The organism is Aeromonas sp. 6P, assembly GCF_051919525.1.
Lineage (GTDB): Bacteria > Pseudomonadota > Gammaproteobacteria > Enterobacterales > Aeromonadaceae > Aeromonas > Aeromonas veronii.
The window spans coordinates 3398529-3414694 of record NZ_JBQBEO010000002.1 but is presented as its reverse complement, the minus strand read 5'-3'; the positions used below and the strand labels follow the sequence as shown (position 1 = coordinate 3414694).

The following is a 16166-nucleotide window of genomic DNA, read 5'->3' as shown; positions in this document are numbered from 1 at the left end:
TTGCGGGGCCAATCGATGCCTAACTATCACTTTTTCAAGCAGGCTCAGGCGCTTACCTATCTAGATGCCAATGCACCCAGCTATAGCGATGAGCGTCGTCAACTGGTCGAACAGGGATTTGCCGCCATCGCCGCCCCCACCTTTGCAGATACCCCGGCCGAAGCCCTTGAGCTGCTTCGTACTCATCAGGCACTACAGGATGAGGCCAACGCCAACGCCCTTTGTCTGACGGTTGCCACTATTCCGGCTGCGATCGCAACTCTGTCCGGGCACTGACGCTGCCGCTATGCTCACGTAAACAAAAAATGGTGCCACTGTGATGGCACCATTTTATTGGTTTGCCTGCTTGCCCCTGAGCCGTTTAGCGCGGGTGCAGGTCACCTTCGATAACCAGCACGGTATCCATCCCTGCCGCCTTGCCAGCCTCAAGCCCGATCCGGGTATCTTCAAACACCAGACAGTTGGCCGGATTAGCGCCGAGCAGCTCGGCCACCCGCAAAAAGGTGTCGGGATGCGGCTTGTGGTTGGTGACATCATCGGCGCTCACTACCACCGAGATATAGGCATCGAGCCCGGTGCTTTTGAGGATGGAGTCCGCCTGATTGCGCGGTGAGCCGGTGCCAATCCCCATCTTGACCTTGCCGTGATAGTGCCTGACCAGCTCCCACATCTTGGGAAAGACGCTGACTTTGTCGATATGTGCCATATAGAGGGCAATCTTGCGGCGGGTAAAGGCTTCGACATCCACCGTCAGCCCCTGCTGCTCGGCCAGCATGGCGATGATCTTGCGGGTGGGAATGCCGCCGTACTGATAGAGCTGATCCCGCTCGAAGGGGATGCCGAATTCGGCGCAGGTGAGCTCCCAGGCATCGAGGTGGAGGGGCATGGAATCAACCAGAGTACCATCCATATCGAAAATCAGGGCATCGTAGTGATCAAACCCGTACTGCTCACGCTCGCTCATGGGGGCTCCTCGAATCAAATAGAGCAGGCTAGCAGAAACGATCGGCGTTTTGTGGGATCGGCCTCATGGTTGGGCATATTGTGGCCGCCGTTTTTTCTATCTCTTGCTGATTTGTGAGACAATAATCCGTTCATTGCCGGATACTTTGGCATATCAGATCAGCGAGTCCGCTTATGACCTCGAAAATATCCCCCAAAACCATTTTCTCCAGTGTGGCGCTGGTGATCGCGCTCGGTTCACTGGAAAAGAGCATAGTCACCACCCCGCTGCCCATGATTGGCGCCGAGTTGCACGCCGGTGGCGCCCTCACCTGGGTGGTCACCGCCTACCTGTTGGCGGCCACCGCCGTGCTGCCTCTCTACGGCAAACTGAGCGATCTCTTTGGCCGGGTGCGGATGCTCAATATCGGCATCGGCCTGTTTCTGGCGGGCTCGGTGGCCTGTGCTCTTTCCCAGGATCTGCCGACCCTTTTGGCGGCACGGGTACTGCAAGGGCTGGGGGGCGGCGGCCTGATTGCCCTCGCGTTTACCGTGATTGCCGACACCATTCCGCCGCGGGAGGTGGGCAAGTATCAGGGCTACATCTCGGCGGTCTATGCGGTCTCCAGTATCGCTGGCCCCTTGCTCGGCGGCTACTTCACCGAGCAGCTCAGCTGGCGCTGGATCTTCTGGATCAATCTGCCGCTCGGGGCGCTGGCGGTCTTTCTCATCAACCGCAACCTCAAGCAGCTCAACGTCCGTCGCCACAGTCGCTTCGACTGGAAGGGGGCGGCTCTGCTGATTACCGTCACCACGCTCACCCTGTTGCTGCTCTCGCCGGAATCGGCGCTGCCCGCCGTCTGGCTCTCGGCGGCGCTGGGCGTTGCACTGCTGCTGCTGATTCTGATTGAACGGCGCGCCCACGACCCCATATTGCCCGCCCATCTGGCCCGGTTGCCCGGCTATCTGGTGAGTGTGCTGCTGGTGATGCTCTCCCAGTTGCTGATGTTTGCCGTGCTGGTCTATCTGCCGTTGCAGATGCAGTGGCAGAAGGGGATGAGCGCCAGCGAGAGCGGCGCCATCATGGTTATCTTCATGATTTGCATCACTGCCGGCGCCTTTGTCGGAGGCAAGCTGATTGGCCGTACCGGCCACTACAAGAGCTTTGTCGCGGTGGGCTTTGGCCTCGCGGCGGTGGCGCTCTGGCAGATCCACTTCGACGCCTGGGTCAGACTGGCGCTCGGGTTTGCCGGTATTGGTCTCGGTCTGGTGCTGCCCGCCCTCTCGGTAGTAGTGCAAAATGCCCTGCCACGGCAGGATCGCGGCATCGGCATGTCGCTGTTCAACTTCGGGCGGGAGCTCGGCGGTGCCGTCGGCGTGGCCATCTGCTCCATGCTGTTCCACTTCCGCCTGCCAGCCGGCAGCGATGGCGATCTGAGCCGGCTCGCCCCCGATCTGCTGGCCCCGGGCTTCAGCGCGACCTATATCGGCATGGCACTGATCGCCACGCTGGCGCTGCTCATCACATTGCTGGCGTTGAAGCGCCACGAGCTGGCATCCATCAGCGCCTGATCCGGCCTGCGCCGACATTGGCTCACCATAGCTAGCATCAGGGCTCCCCGCGGGGAGCCCTGATTGTTATTTGGCGAATAGCGTGGCTGCTGCCATCAAGCCATGAGCGAGTTACTCCTGCGCCGGACTCTCCTTGCCTGCCAGCTGGCTCAGCCAGGCGAAGCGGCGGTTGGCCTCCTGCTCCGCCTCTTCATAGAGCTGGCTGGCCACCTCCGGCAGTTGGCGCTCCAGCCGCTGGAAGCGGGGCTCATGGCGCAAGGTCTCGGCCAGCGAGGCATTGGGTGCTCGCGAGTCGAGTGCCAGCGGCAATTTACCCTCGTCAGCGCGGCGCGGATCGAAGCGGTAGAGCGGCCAGAAGCCGGTGGCGGTCAGCTGTTTCATCTGCTCATGGCTCTCGGCCATGTCGTAGCCATGCTCCTCGCAGGGGCTGTAGGCGATGATGAACGACGGCCCCGGGTAGGCCTCCGCCTCCTGAATCGCCTTCACCGTCTGGTTCATCTGGGCGCCGAGGGAGATCTGCGCCACATAGACGTGGCCATACATCATCACGCTGGCCCCGAGATCCTTGCGCGCCTTGCGTTTGCCCTGCTCGCCAAACTTGGTGATGGCCCCGAGTGGCGTCGCCTTCGATTGCTGGCCGCCGGTGTTGGAGTAGCACTGGGTATCGAGCACCAGCACATTGATGTTCTCCCCCAGACTCAGCACATGGTCGAGTCCGCCAAAGCCGATGTCGTAGGCCCAGCCATCGCCACCGATGAGCCAGACCGATTTTTCCACCAGATAGTCCGCATCGCGGGCCAGCTCAAGGGCCTCCGGAGCCTTGCTCTGTTGCAGCAGCTCCCGCAGCTGCTGGATATGGGCCCGCTGCTCGGAAACCGGCAGGGTGGCATCGCCGAGCGCCTCGCGCAGCGCTGCCGGAATGGTGTCGCCCAGGCTCGCCAGCAGACGGCGCACCCGCTCCCTGTGCTGATCGACGGTAAGACGGAAGCCCAGTCCGAACTCGGCGTTGTCTTCAAACAGCGAGTTGGCCCAGGCCGGCCCGCGCCCCTCGGCGTTGGTGGTGTAGGGGGTGGTAGGCAGGTTGCCGCCATAAATGGACGAGCAGCCGGTGGCGTTGGCAATCAGCAGTCGATCGCCATAGAGCTGGGTCAGCAACTTGATATAGGGAGTCTCGCCACAGCCGGAGCAGGCGCCCGAGTATTCAAACAGCGGCGAGATGAGCTGGGAGGTGCGGATGTCGATGCGCTCCAGCTGCTCGGCGCTGCGCTCTGGCAGGTCGAGGAAGAAGTCGTAGTTGGCCTTCTGCTCGTCGAGGTGATCGAGGCGCGAAGCCATATTGATCGCCTTGCGATCCGGGTTGCTGCGATCCTTGGCCGGGCACACCTCGACGCAGAGATTGCAGCCGGTGCAATCCTCCGGCGCCACCTGCAGCACGTACTGCTGGCCGCGCATGTCACGGGATTTCACATCCAGCGCATCCAGGGTAGCGGGAGCAGCGGCCAGTGCATCCGGTTCTACCACCTTGGCGCGAATGGCCGAGTGGGGACAGGCGGCGGCGCAGTAGTTGCACTGGGTACAGAGCTTCGCCTCCCAGATGGGGATCTCCTTGGCGATATTGCGCTTCTCCCAGCGGGTGGTACCGACCGGCCAGGTGCCATCCGGCGGGAAGGCGGAGACCGGCAGGTTGTCCCCCAGCCCCGCCAGCATGGCGGCGGTGACGGTCTGGACAAAGTCGGGGGCTTTGGCCGAAACCACCGGTGGGCGCGGGCGGCTGGCGGGATCCAGCTCGCCAAGTGGCACCTGGGTCAGGGCGGCGCAGGTTGCCTCCAGTGCCTGCCAGTTGCGTTCGACCAGTGTCTGCCCCTTGCTGCCATAGCTGGTAGCGATAGCCTGCTTCAGCAGGCTGGTCGCCTCTGCGGGGGGGATGATGGCGCTGAGCTGGAAGAAGGCCATCTGCATCACGGTATTGATGCGGTTGCCGAGCTGGCAGTCGCGGGCAATTTTGGCGGCGTTGATGATGTAGAAACGCGCCTCTTTCTCGCGCAGGGCATGCTGCACCTCGCTGGGGAGACGTTGCCAGATATCCGCTTCGCTGTAGGGGGTGTTGAGCAGGAAGATGCCGCCCGCTTTCAAGCGCTCCGCCATCCGGTACTTGTCGACAAACTGCCACTGATGGCAGCCGATAAAGTCCGCCTCTTCCACCAGATAGGCCGATTGGAGCGGCCGCTCGCCCACCCGTAGGTGAGAGACGGTGAGGCCGCCCGCCTTCTTGGAGTCGTAGACGAAATAGCCCTGCGGATAGAGGTCGGTGTGGTTGCCGAGGATCTTGATGCTGTTCTTGGCCGCCGAGACGGTGCCATCGCTGCCAAGGCCGTAGAAGAGCGCCTCCAGCTTGTGTTGCTGGCCGTGGATGGGGCTTTGCGAATCCAGCGCGGCCAGTGGTAGCGAGAGACCTGTGATGTCATCAAAGATGCCGACGGTAAAGCGCGGACGCGGGTTCTCCTGCGCCAGTTCGGCAAACACCGCCAGCGCGCAGGCGGGGCCGAACTCTTTGGAGGAGAGGCCATAGCGGCCGCCGATGACCCGCGGCAGGCTTGCCCGCTCGCCCCGGCTGACCGCTTCGGCCAGCGCCGTCATCACGTCGAGATAGAGGGGCTCGGCCTGTGCGCCCGGCTCCTTGGTGCGATCCAGCACGGCGATGGTGCGGGCACTCTCGGGAATCGCGGCCAGCAGGTGCTCGGCCGAGAAGGGGCGGAACAGCCGCACCTTCACCAGACCTACCTTCTCCCCTTGGGCCAGCAGGCGCTCGATCACCTCTTCACAGGTGCCGATGGCTGAGCCCATCAGCACCACAATCCGCTCCGCCTGCGAGTGGCCGACATATTCAAACGGCCGGTAGTGGCGGCCGGTCTGCTTGCCAAAAGCTTGCATCGCATCGTTCACATGGCCATAGGCGGCGTCATACCAGGGGTTGCTCGCCTCCCTGCACTGGAAGTAGGTGTCCGGGTTGGCGGCGGTGCCGCGAATGACCGGTTTGTCGGGGGTGAGCGCCCGGTCACGATGGGCACGGATGGCATCTGCGGGCAGCAGGGCACGCAGGGTGTCGTCAGCGAGCGGCGCTATCTTGGCGATCTCGTGAGAGGTACGAAAACCGTCGAAGAAGTGGATAAAGGGGAGGCGGCTGTTGAGGCTCGCTATCTGGGAGATCAGGGCAAAATCCTGCGCCTCCTGCACATTGCTGGCACAGAGCATGGCACAGCCGGTCTGGCGCACCGCCATCACGTCCGAGTGATCGCCAAAGATCGATAGCGCATGGGTCGCCACTGTACGCGCCGCCACATGCAGCACGAAGGGGATGAGCTGACCTGCCAGCTTGTAGAGGTTGGGGATCATTAGCAGCAAACCCTGCGACGAGGTAAACGAGGTCGCCAGCGCGCCGGTCTGCAGGGCGCCGTGGACGGCGGCGATGGCCCCCCCTTCCGATTGCATCTCGACAACCCGGGGGACATCCCCCCACAGGTTCTTGCCCCGCTCGCTCGACCAGGCCGACGACTGCTCAGCCATGGCCGAGCTGGGGGTGATGGGGTAGATGGCGATGACTTCGCTGGTGCGGTACGCCACCGAGGCGACTGCGTTATTCCCGTCTGTGGTGATCATCTGTTTTCCACTTTGCTATGCCAGTTTGAAGGCCGATAGTTGCATCGGCAATGGATAGGTCGCAGGCATAGTAAGAGGGGCAATGAGAGCGTATCAAACGGGATAAATAATCAATTAATAAGTCAGTAATAGTGGTTAATTTAATCCCGCCGAGTGGGGGCGTGATTTTCTGCTGGTAGCCGACGGGTGGCGATTGACGAGCCATTGACATGGCCCGTCAGCACGGGGTTAATCCTGATCCACTCGCAGCCAGATGGCGCACTGATAAGGGGCGAAGAGTGGCAGCGGTTCGCCTGGGTAATTGGCCAGCAGTAACCGCATCTCGTTTGTCACCTTGTCGAAGTGGGGCATCGGCAAGGGGCTGGTCGTGAGATTGGCGAGCAGCAGCAGGGTGTGCCGATCTCCGCTGGCCGGATCCTGCCAGTGGCGGCGATAGCTGATGCGCTCGGGATCATCCCCATCCAGCAGCTCGAAATTGCCGTGGCGAATGACCGGGTGAGCCTTGCGCAGGGCGATGAGCTGGCGATAGCAGTGAAACGGCGAGTCGGGGCGGGCCAGCTGCTCGGCGGCATTTATCTCGACGTGGTTGGCATTGAGGGCAATCCAGGGCGTGGTGGTGCTGAAACCGGCGTGGGGGCCGGCGTCCCACTGCATCGGGGTACGGGCGTTATCGCGGCCGATGGCATCGAGCCGCCGACTCAGCTCGGCAGGATCCAGCCCTGATTGGCTGGCGCGGTAGTTGATGGCCTCCACATCGCGCAGCTCGCCCGGCTGCCAGTGGCGGTTGGTCATGGCGAGCTCCTCCCCCTGATAGATGAAGGGAGTGCCCTGCATCATGTGCAGCACCATGGCCCACAGTTTGGCGCTGGTTTCCCGCCACTCGGGCCTGTCATCGCCAAAGCGGGAGACGGCGCGGGGCAGGTCGTGGTTGCCGAGAAACAGGCTGTTCCAGCCTCGGCCATGCAGCCCTTGCTGGTGGCGGGCCATGGCCCGTTTGAAGGCGAGGGGAGCAAAGCGGGATGACCACTTGTCACTGCCTAGCCCCAGATGCTCGAAGTTGAACACCATGCTGAACTCGCTGCCGTCGTGGTTCGAATAGTTCTGCATATGGGCAAGATCGGCCCCCCAGGTCTCCCCCACCGTAATGATCCCCTTGCCGCCGAAGCTGGCGGCATTGAGCTCGCGGATATAGTCGTGCAGGCGCGGGCCGTTGCTCATGGCCAGTCGGTCCCACTCCTTGCTCACCATGTCGATCACATCGAAGCGAAACCCCTTGATCCCTTTGCCCAGCCAGAAGTTGATCACCTCTGCCATCTCAGCGCGCACCGCCGGGTTGTCCCAGTCCAGATCGGCCTGACTGGGATCGAAGTTGTGCAGGTAGTAGCGATCAAGCGCTGGCACATACTGCCAGCCGCTGCCGCCAAAAATCGAGGTAATGGGGTGAGCGTCAACGAAGGCTTGGTCGCGAAACACGTAATAACTCTGATAACGGGGATCCCCGGCCAGTGCCTTCATAAACCACTCGTGCTCGGTGGAGGTGTGGTTGGCGACGATATCCATCATGATGCCGATGCCGTGAGCGGCCGCTTCGGCTATCAGCTGCTCCATCTCGGTCAGGGTGCCGAAGGCGGGGTCGATGGCACGGTAGTCCGCCACGTCATAGCCGTTGTCCCACTTGGGGGATCGATAGATGGGGGTGAGCCAGAGCATATCGACCCCGAGGGTGGCCAGATAGTCGAGGCGCTGACGAATGCCGTTGATGTCGCCCATGCCGTCGCCATCGCTGTCCTGAAAACTCATGGGGTAGATCTGGTAGATGACGCAGCTATCGAGGTCGATATCGGGCGTGTGAAGGGGTTGCGGGTTCATCAGCTTGGCCGGTTGGGGGAAGAGATTTTCTATCTTACGCAGATGAGCGGGCACTCAACAGGGATGAGGAAACCTTGAAAAGGGTTCCATTGATGGCTGATTGCCAAAAGTGCGGGAAGGGTCACAAAGGTGCCATCCCGGGCCACGGCTATGGTTGGGATGACACGGCACTTAGCACTGATACTCTGCAGGAATACAGGTTATTGAGCTGCCTTGGCCTGCTTGCTGCGCTGCTCCTGCTGGTGTTCCGCTTGTGCCTCCAGCTCCTTGCCGAGGAAGTAGTTCAGGAAGGTGCGGATCACCGCGATGATGGCGAGGCGGATCAGCTCCTCCTTGCTCGGTGCGACCGTGGTGGCCAGGATATCGGCGGCCAGCTGAAACTCCAGCGCCAGAATGAGCCAGCTGCCAAAGCAGAGGCGAATGCGCGGAAATCCGGGCTGGTGATCCCGCACTCTTGCCGCCAGCCAGAGGGTTTTGCCAAGCCCTATCACCACACAGGCGATGGAGATGATCTCCAGCAGCAGCTGGAACAGTTCGACCCCGTGCATCATCCCCTCTTTCAGGCTCGCTATCTCAAACACTCGGGTCACCTCACTGATTCAAAAGAGCACACTATTAACATATCGCTCGGCAAAGGCCAAATCCGGTTCAGGCAATCAGTTTGAATTCAATCACATAGAGCGGCGGCAGATTGGGGTAGATATCGCGGATCACCTGTTTGAGCTCGGGGAGGGTCATGTTCTCCTGACGGGCGTGCTCGTCGTTCAGTTCATCAAAGGCCACTGCGTTGACGGAGATCACCTCGATGGTGCCGAAGGGCTGGTGCTCCGGGTTGGTAAACAGCGCCAGCCGCTGGCCGGGCTGCCAGTTGGCCTCGTTCTCGTCGCGGATGGTGATGGTCTTGCGGCCCGCCTGAATGTCGGCAACGAAGCGGCTGAAGAAGGTGAATTCGGGATAGGGATGGGCAGACATGGTGACTCCTGACAGGGTGAATCGAAATGGGATGAATGGAAATCAAAGGTCGAGATAGGCGCGCAGCCTGGTCAGATCGGCGATAACGGGGCCGTCGCTGCCGTCGGCAACTATGCCCTGTTCGACCAGCTCCTTGAGGGCGCGGCGGTAAACCCGCTCTGTGGTGCCGAAGCGCGCCGCCTCGTGGGCCCGCTTGCGTGACCCCAGCATGGGGGTGCGCTGGCGCTCACGCCATAGCTCATAGGCGATGTTGTAGGCGATGGGGTGGAGCAGTCGGCTGGTGGTGATCTCCAGGGTGTCGAGATAGTCGCTGGCAAGTGCGGCGGCGAAAAAGAGGGTCAGCTCAGGCTCGGCCAGCAGGCGCTGGGCCAGCTTGTGGGCGCAGATGACCCGGGCATCCAGCTCGGTCTCGGCCACCACGTTCCACTGCACCGGGGTGGCGCTGAAGAACTCCATCTCACCGAAGATCTGGCTGTGGCACTCAATTTCGCCAAGCTGGAAGCGGCGGCCAGAGTGTACCGTGCTGTTGAGGGAGACCCGGCCATGTTCGACCAGATAGAGCTGCTCGCTCTGCTCCCCCTGCCGCATGATCAATTCGCCCGGCAGGTAACGGCGCAGAAACAGGGTGCAGGCGTCGAGCGCCGCGGCAAAGCGGGGTTCAAGCTGCTGGAGTTCGGCGTGAAAACGGCCGAGGGGGTAGGGCTGTTGCTGCATGACTTGCCTGTCGCACCGGATGACGAGGGCCATGAGGCTAGCAAGAGTGCGGGCCGGATACCAGCCCGCACGGTAGCGGATGTGCCGCAGTTAACGGTTTGCGGGTTATTGCACCAGGGCGTGGAGGGCGGCGGCGATGGCTTGCTGCTCACCGGCCATCATCGCCTGTTCGGCGCTGGCGTAATCCGCCACCCCTTGTTGCACATCCTGCTCGAACAGCACCACGTTGCAGAGCACGGCGGCGACCCGCACCTTGCGCAGGCGCCCCACGGCGAGCAGTGAGGCAGTCTCCATATCGGCGCCCAGCACGCCACGGGCACGCCAGTAGCGGCACACCTCCTGCTCGTCATCCCGATAGAAGCTGTCGTGGGAGCGTACCAGCCCGTGCCAATGAGGCTGGCTGCCGGTTGCCACATGGTTGAGCAAGGCGGCCTGCAGCCAGATATCGGCGCAGGCGGGGTACTCAGGGGGCAGATAGGCCTGTGAGGCGCCCTCATTGCGCACAGCGCCTTCTACCACGATAAGGTCGCCAAGACCGATGTCGTGCTGCAGGGCACCGGCGGAGCCGACCCGGATCAGCGAGCGGGCGCCGGCTTGCACCAGCTCCTCCAGCGCTATGATGGCCGAGGCACCGCCAATGCCGGTGCTGCAGACCGTGATGGGCTGCCCCTGATAGCGGCCGTTGATGAGGCGAAACTCCCGGTTTTGCCCCAGCACCTCACACTCTTCAAGCTGGCTGGCGATGCGATCGACCCGGGCCGGGTCGCCGCACAGTACCACCCGCTCGGCAATCTGGTCGGGGCGGCACTGGAGATGGGGTAACAGACTCATGGCTTACAGACCTTGTGGCTGGCGCTTGGCGGCAATCACCCAGAGGCGGGTGCCGTTGGCGGCGATAAACAGCAGGATCAGGTACTCCAGCGACATGGCGTAGACGCCCTGCGCCGCATAGACACCGATGCTGATGATGTTGATGACGACCCAGAGGATCCAGTTCTCCACGTATTTGCGGGTCATCAGGATCTGGGCGACCACCGAGAGCACCGTCATGCTGGCATCCCAGAACGGGAAGGCATCGGGTGAAGGCTCGGGGGTAGCAAGGTTGGCACCAAACAGGTTGAGCAGGGAGACCGAGGTGCGCGCCAGGGTGGCGAAGACCGGGTCGATATAGCGGGTCAGCAGAGCGATGGCCAGCACGCTCACGGCGGCGGTCACCATCAGTTTGGATTTGCTGAGCCAGCGGATCTGCAGGGTATCCCCCTGATCGTTGGCCGGGCGGGTCCAGGCGTACCAGCCGTAGACGTTGGCGCAGAAGAAGAACAGCTGCAGCATCAACAGTCCGTAGAGCTGGATCTGGAAGAAGATGATGGCAAACAGGCTGACGTTGATCAGGCCAAACAGGTAGTTGATGGTTTTCTCCTGACTGGCGAACCAGATACAGGCCAGCCCGAACAGGGTACCGATGGCTTCAATCCATGACATGGCATAGCCGCCACCCAGCGGTATGGTCACTAGCGTGTTATTGATGCTGAACAGCTCGAATATGCTCATTTTCTGATCCTTGGACATGAGGGTTAGTATGCGAGGGCGCCATTCTAAGGGGTGAGGGGGAGGAGGGGCAGGACTTTTGTCCGCCCCGTACTTGGCCCATATCAAAGAAATCGCCGCTGCTGCCCGGTTATTCCAGCAGTGATGGGTTATGGGGTCCCGATGGGCCGGACTTTATTGATATGTAGCAAGATGATAGCGCCATGGCTGTGGTCTGATAGAGTCCACTCTCCGGGAGGAGAATCACGTGATAAAAGGAGGTTGCATTGAATTCCGAGCTTGTCTGGGTGCTCTGTCTGCTGGCTGGCGCCATCTATCTCTTTATGACCAACAAGGTGCGCATGGACGTGGTCGCTCTGTTGATCATTATCCTCTTTGTGCTGAGCGGCACCCTCACCCTGCCGGAGGCGCTGGCGGGCTTTAGCGATCCCAACGTCATTCTGATTGCCGCCCTGTTTGTGGTGGGGGAGGGACTGGTGCGCACCGGCATCGCCTATCAGGTGGGGGATGCGCTGGTGAAGGTGGCGGGCAGCAGCGAGACCAAGCTGCTGGTGTTGCTGATGGTGGCGGTGGCAAGTCTGGGGGCTGTGATGAGCAGCACTGGGGTGGTGGCCATCTTTATCCCGGTGGTGCTGAGTGTGGCGAACCGGATGGGGATCCCGGCCGGTCGCCTGATGATGCCCCTCGGTTTTGCCGGGCTGATCAGCGGCATGATGACGCTGGTGGCCACGCCCCCCAACATGGTGGTCAACAGCGAGCTGATGCGCCACGGCATACATGGTTTCGGGTTCTTCGATTTCACCCCCATGGGCGTGCTGATCCTGGGGCTGGGCATCCTCTACATGCTGCTGGTGCGCGGCTCCTTGGTGGGCGAGGGAGAAGAGGGCAAGGGCAAGCCGACCGGGCGCCGCACCCTGCGCGATCTGATCCGAGACTATCGCCTTACCGGTCGGGCCCGTCGTCTGGCGCTGCGCCCGGACTCCCCGCTGATTGGTCACACCCTGGACGAGCTGCAACTGCGTGCCCGTTATGGTGCCCACGTCATCGGGGTGGAGCGCTGGCGCAAGTTTCGCCGGGTGATGGTGCCGGTGTCGGGGATCAGTGAATTTCAGGCCAAGGATGTGCTGCTGATCGACATGTCAGACCCCGAGGTGGATGTGCGGGCGTTTTGCACCGAGGCGCGGCTCGAACCCATGATCCTGCGCGGGGAGTACTTCTCCGATCAGGCGCGGGAGGTGGGGATGGCCGAGGTGTCGCTGATCCCTGAGTCCAAGCTGCTGGGTAAAAGCGTGCGTGAGGTGACCTTCCGCTCCAGCTATGGTCTGAGCGTGGTGGGGCTGCGCCGCGACGGTGAGGCACTGGCAGGCAAGCTGGTGGACGAGCCGCTGCAGATGGGGGATACACTGCTGGTGGTAGGAAACTGGAGCCACATCAGACAGTTGCAGACCCATAGCCGCGACTTTCTGCTGATGGGGTTGCCCGCAGAAGTGGACGAGATGGCCCCCGCCCGCAGCCAGGCGATCCATGCCCTCTTCTGTCTTGGAGTGATGATCCTGCTGATGGTGACCGATCCGGTGCCCAACGTGATTGCCGCGCTGATCGCCTGTCTGCTGATGGGCAAGTTTCGCTGCATCGATATGGAGAGTGCCTACAAGTCGATCCACTGGCCGACCCTGATCCTCATCGTCGGCATGCTCCCCTTTGCGCTGGCGCTGCAAAAAACCGGCGGGGTGGATCTGATCGTCGGTGGTCTGATCAATGCGGTAGGGGAGATGGGGCCGCGGGTCATGCTGGCCAGCCTGTTTGCCCTCTGCGCGGTGATCGGGCTCTTTATCTCCAACACCGCGACTGCTGTGCTGATGGCACCCATTGCGCTGGGCACGGCCCAGCAGATGGGGGTATCGCCCTATCCGTTTGCCATGACCATTGCCATCGCCGCCTCGGCTGCCTTTATGACGCCGGTCTCGTCACCGGTCAATACCCTGGTGCTGGGGCCGGGCAACTACAAGTTTGCCGATTTTATCCGTATCGGGGTGCCATTCACCCTGTTGGTGATGGCGGTCAGCGTGGTAGCGATCCCCTGGTTCTTCCCGTTCTGATCACCGGGATGATGAATGTGTGCACCAGCGGCCTGCGGGCCGCTTTTTTATGGCCGGGAGACAAGAGTGGCAAGGCGTGCTCGGAATCAGTGAAGAGTGATGTGGACGGGAATTAACGTGGAGCTGGGTTAATAGAGGAGCGAGAGAAAAACTGGGGAGAGGCAAATTTCAGATACAAAAAAACCAGCGTGAGCTGGTCTGTTTGGTACTGCTATTAATGGTGCGGAAGGAGAGACTCGAACTCTCACGCCTAGGGCGCCAGAACCTAAATCTGGTGCGTCTACCAATTTCGCCACTTCCGCAATATTAATGGTGGCTATGACGGGATTCGAACCTGTGACCCCCGCATTATGAGTGCGATGCTCTAACCAACTGAGCTACATAGCCGTTTGTTATCGACCACTGATGTGGAAGAGAACAGAAAAATGGCTGGGGTACTAGGATTCGAACCTAGGGATGGCGAGATCAAAACCCGCTGCCTTACCGCTTGGCGATACCCCAACAGAAATAATGGTGGCTATGACGGGATTCGAACCTGTGACCCCCGCATTATGAGTGCGATGCTCTAACCAACTGAGCTACATAGCCGTTTGTTATCGACCACTGATGTGGAAGAGAACAGAAAAATGGCTGGGGTACTAGGATTCGAACCTAGGGATGGCGAGATCAAAACCCGCTGCCTTACCGCTTGGCGATACCCCAACAGCGCTCCTCAACAGTCATGAGACTGGCAAAGAACTTTTAAAAATGGCTGGGGTACTAGGATTCGAACCTAGGGATGGCGAGATCAAAACCCGCTGCCTTACCGCTTGGCGATACCCCAACAGCGTTCCTCAACAGTCGCGAGACTGGCAAAGAACTTTTAAAAATGGCTGGGGTACTAGGATTCGAACCTAGGGATGGCGAGATCAAAACCCGCTGCCTTACCGCTTGGCGATACCCCAACAGAAATAATGGTGGCTATGACGGGATTCGAACCTGTGACCCCCGCATTATGAGTGCGATGCTCTAACCAACTGAGCTACATAGCCAACCTTGCTTCCGGTGAGTCGTTACCTCGTCACCGTGCGGGCCGAATTATGCGTATCTGGCTCTGGGGCGTCAACCCTTTTTTTGCCAGAAAAACGCAATTTGAGTGCGTTTGACCAGTTATTGGTCTCTGTTGCGCAAAAGCCCAACAATCTGCTTTTTTTTAAGACATTGCCATGATTGCCCGGGCAATGGCAGATAAAAAACAGGCCAGCAAATGCTGGCCTGTCATGGGATTAGACGTTGAACAGGAAGTTGGTCTTGAGTGAGTCTCCATGGATGTCATGAAGTCTCATCTTTTAATTCAATCTCTTTATTATCAATAAATTAAAGAGTTTTTGGTCTCACGACGTTTCAGGTGGAATCACTGGTAGCCAAGTAGTTTGTGTACGCAGTTGCGTACTCAAAATGCTATTGTGTACACAGCTTGAACAAAGGGGGCTAGGGTGGCGCTTAAGACAGATCGGGAAATCGCCAATTTGAAGGCGGAGGATGGCCAACGACAGGTGGTTGCTGTTGCTAGTGGGGCTGGTGGTGGGTTGTGTATCGAGGTTCGCAGTGGTGGGCGTTCTAAAACATGGCTTTACCGTTATCGTATCAATAATAAGGCCCGAAAATTCACATTGGGCTCTTACCCAGCAATGAGCTTGGCGGCTGCGCGAGTTGAGCACGGTAAGGCTGTTGCTTTGGTTAAGGCAGGAGAAGATCCTGCTGCTGTTGCCAAAGCATCCAAAGTGAAGCGGTCGGCTATGCCGACATTTGATGCGTTTTTTGAAGAGTGGTTGGAGTGGAAGCAAGTTGCCAGGCCTGCCCGAGCATCTACCGTTGAAGCCTATCGTCACACACACCGACTATATATAAGCAAAGCCATTGGTAGTCTGTTACTGAAAGATGTGACGCGAGCAGTGTTGTTTGCTCACTTATCTAAGGTTCGAGGGCGCAGCATACAGGCTGCGCGAAAGGCACTGACTATCTGTGCTCAGATGCTAGATCATGCTGTGAACCTAGAATTGCTCGAACTGAATCCAGCTCGAACCATTAAGCCATCAACAATTGGGGCTGAGGCGCCACCTCCTCGTCAACGTTGGCTTTGTCGTGAGGAAGTCGCTTCTTTTTGGCAAGGGCTATCAGAAGGAGGGTTCCATCCATCTCAGTCAAATTGTTTACGTTTGATTTTGTTAACTGGTGTTCGCCGTGGAGAAGCTACGGGCATGACCTGGGAGCAAGTTATTGGCAACAAATGGATCATTCCTGCCAGTAATACCAAGAATGGTAAAGAGCATACGGTCACGCTTCATAAGATGTCTCTAGAGATCCTTGCTCATCAACGAGCTATTAGCAGTGGCAGTCCTTGGGTTTTTGAGGCAATAAGAGAACACGAAGCTGGACAAGGTCATATTGATGGCAATGCCCTTCGTTGGGTGATAAATAAGGTAAGGTCTATTTCTATGGCCCAAAGTGAGCAATTCACCGTCCATGATTTACGGCGTAGCTTTGCTAGCTGTTGTGCAGAGTATTTGGATGCAAATGAAAGTGTGATTGAACTTGCTCTTAATCACAGCAAGCGAGATCGTCTCGTTGCTACTTATCAAGCGGGTAAACGTGCGGAACAGGTAGCTCGGCTTTTTGAAAAATGGGGTGAGTATATTGAAAAGCTCACTACAACAGAAAATACAATTCCAGACAATGTTGTTACTATAAACTTCAGGAAATAGATACCAATGATAAATCACATCAATTATATTTGAGACTATTATGGTTCAT

12 protein-coding genes and 8 tRNA genes are annotated in these 16166 nt (G+C 59.5%); 4 read left to right on the top strand and 16 right to left on the bottom strand.

What is annotated here, in order from left to right; translation table 11 throughout:
- The first annotated feature begins 15 nt into the window (after nucleotides 1-15).
- A complete protein-coding gene (locus ACTG2J_RS15755; RefSeq protein ID WP_270905263.1) occupies nucleotides 16-276 on the top strand; it encodes a hypothetical protein in 261 nt (86 codons plus the stop codon).
- An 85-nt stretch (nucleotides 277-361) separates the two neighbouring features.
- Here ACTG2J_RS15755 and ACTG2J_RS15750 read toward each other — a convergent pair whose 3' ends face one another.
- The gene (locus ACTG2J_RS15750; RefSeq protein WP_439989393.1) at nucleotides 362-964 is read right to left on the bottom strand and encodes an HAD family hydrolase; all 603 of its coding nucleotides are present in this window, start codon (nucleotides 962-964) and stop codon (nucleotides 362-364) included.
- 173 nt (nucleotides 965-1137) lie between these two features.
- Between ACTG2J_RS15750 and ACTG2J_RS15745 the strand changes: the two genes are divergently transcribed.
- Nucleotides 1138-2514 carry an MDR family MFS transporter gene (locus ACTG2J_RS15745; protein ID WP_439989394.1) on the top strand — a complete coding sequence of 459 codons (1377 nt, stop codon included), beginning with the start codon at nucleotides 1138-1140 and terminating at the stop codon, nucleotides 2512-2514.
- A 111-nt stretch (nucleotides 2515-2625) separates the two neighbouring features.
- Here ACTG2J_RS15745 and nifJ read toward each other — a convergent pair whose 3' ends face one another.
- The 7 genes from nifJ to pnuC form a co-directional block, all read right to left on the bottom strand.
- Entirely contained in the window at nucleotides 2626-6171 is a 3546-nt protein-coding gene (gene nifJ / locus ACTG2J_RS15740) for a pyruvate:ferredoxin (flavodoxin) oxidoreductase (RefSeq protein WP_439989395.1), read from the bottom strand.
- A 228-nt stretch (nucleotides 6172-6399) separates the two neighbouring features.
- Complete coding sequence (locus tag ACTG2J_RS15735; protein WP_439997655.1) at nucleotides 6400-8040, bottom strand: alpha-glucosidase; 1641 nt, start codon at nucleotides 8038-8040, stop codon at nucleotides 6400-6402.
- 200 nt (nucleotides 8041-8240) lie between these two features.
- Entirely contained in the window at nucleotides 8241-8621 is a 381-nt protein-coding gene (locus ACTG2J_RS15730) for a DUF1622 domain-containing protein (RefSeq protein WP_439997654.1), read from the bottom strand.
- A 67-nt stretch (nucleotides 8622-8688) separates the two neighbouring features.
- The gene (yqfB, locus tag ACTG2J_RS15725) at nucleotides 8689-9012 is read right to left on the bottom strand and encodes a N(4)-acetylcytidine aminohydrolase (protein ID WP_439997653.1); all 324 of its coding nucleotides are present in this window, start codon (nucleotides 9010-9012) and stop codon (nucleotides 8689-8691) included.
- Nucleotides 9013-9054: 42 nt separating this feature from the next.
- The gene (locus ACTG2J_RS15720) at nucleotides 9055-9726 is read right to left on the bottom strand and encodes a Crp/Fnr family transcriptional regulator (RefSeq protein ID WP_245133612.1); all 672 of its coding nucleotides are present in this window, start codon (nucleotides 9724-9726) and stop codon (nucleotides 9055-9057) included.
- A 105-nt stretch (nucleotides 9727-9831) separates the two neighbouring features.
- On the bottom strand, nucleotides 9832-10557 hold the full coding sequence (locus ACTG2J_RS15715; RefSeq protein WP_439989397.1) for a nucleoside phosphorylase: 726 nt from the start codon (nucleotides 10555-10557) through the stop codon (nucleotides 9832-9834).
- Nucleotides 10558-10560: 3 nt separating this feature from the next.
- Complete coding sequence (gene pnuC / locus ACTG2J_RS15710; RefSeq protein ID WP_042656944.1) at nucleotides 10561-11277, bottom strand: nicotinamide riboside transporter PnuC; 717 nt, start codon at nucleotides 11275-11277, stop codon at nucleotides 10561-10563.
- A 263-nt stretch (nucleotides 11278-11540) separates the two neighbouring features.
- Here pnuC and ACTG2J_RS15705 point away from each other — a divergent pair, with 263 nt between their 5' ends.
- Nucleotides 11541-13373 (top strand): SLC13 family permease, encoded by a 1833-nt coding sequence (locus ACTG2J_RS15705; RefSeq protein WP_270905256.1) that lies wholly within the window; start codon nucleotides 11541-11543, stop codon nucleotides 13371-13373.
- Between the two features lie 218 nt (nucleotides 13374-13591).
- Here ACTG2J_RS15705 and ACTG2J_RS15700 read toward each other — a convergent pair.
- The 8 genes from ACTG2J_RS15700 to ACTG2J_RS15665 all read right to left on the bottom strand — a co-directional run bounded on the left by ACTG2J_RS15700 (nucleotide 13592) and on the right by ACTG2J_RS15665 (nucleotide 14404).
- Nucleotides 13592-13675: transfer RNA gene (locus ACTG2J_RS15700), tRNA-Leu, on the bottom strand.
- A gap of 8 nt (nucleotides 13676-13683) precedes the next feature.
- A tRNA-Met gene (locus ACTG2J_RS15695) sits at nucleotides 13684-13760 on the bottom strand.
- Between the two features lie 39 nt (nucleotides 13761-13799).
- Nucleotides 13800-13874, bottom strand: a tRNA-Gln gene (locus tag ACTG2J_RS15690).
- Nucleotides 13875-13884: 10 nt separating this feature from the next.
- Nucleotides 13885-13961: transfer RNA gene (locus ACTG2J_RS15685), tRNA-Met, on the bottom strand.
- A 39-nt stretch (nucleotides 13962-14000) separates the two neighbouring features.
- Nucleotides 14001-14075: transfer RNA gene (locus ACTG2J_RS15680), tRNA-Gln, on the bottom strand.
- 46 nt (nucleotides 14076-14121) lie between these two features.
- Nucleotides 14122-14196, bottom strand: a tRNA-Gln gene (locus ACTG2J_RS15675).
- A gap of 46 nt (nucleotides 14197-14242) precedes the next feature.
- A tRNA-Gln gene (locus tag ACTG2J_RS15670) sits at nucleotides 14243-14317 on the bottom strand.
- Nucleotides 14318-14327: 10 nt separating this feature from the next.
- A tRNA-Met gene (locus ACTG2J_RS15665) sits at nucleotides 14328-14404 on the bottom strand.
- Nucleotides 14405-14848: 444 nt separating this feature from the next.
- On the opposite strand from ACTG2J_RS15665, the gene ACTG2J_RS15660 reads away from it, so the two are divergent.
- Nucleotides 14849-16117 (top strand): tyrosine-type recombinase/integrase, encoded by a 1269-nt coding sequence (locus tag ACTG2J_RS15660; RefSeq protein WP_257688159.1) that lies wholly within the window; start codon nucleotides 14849-14851, stop codon nucleotides 16115-16117.
- Nucleotides 16118-16166 lie beyond the last annotated feature (49 nt).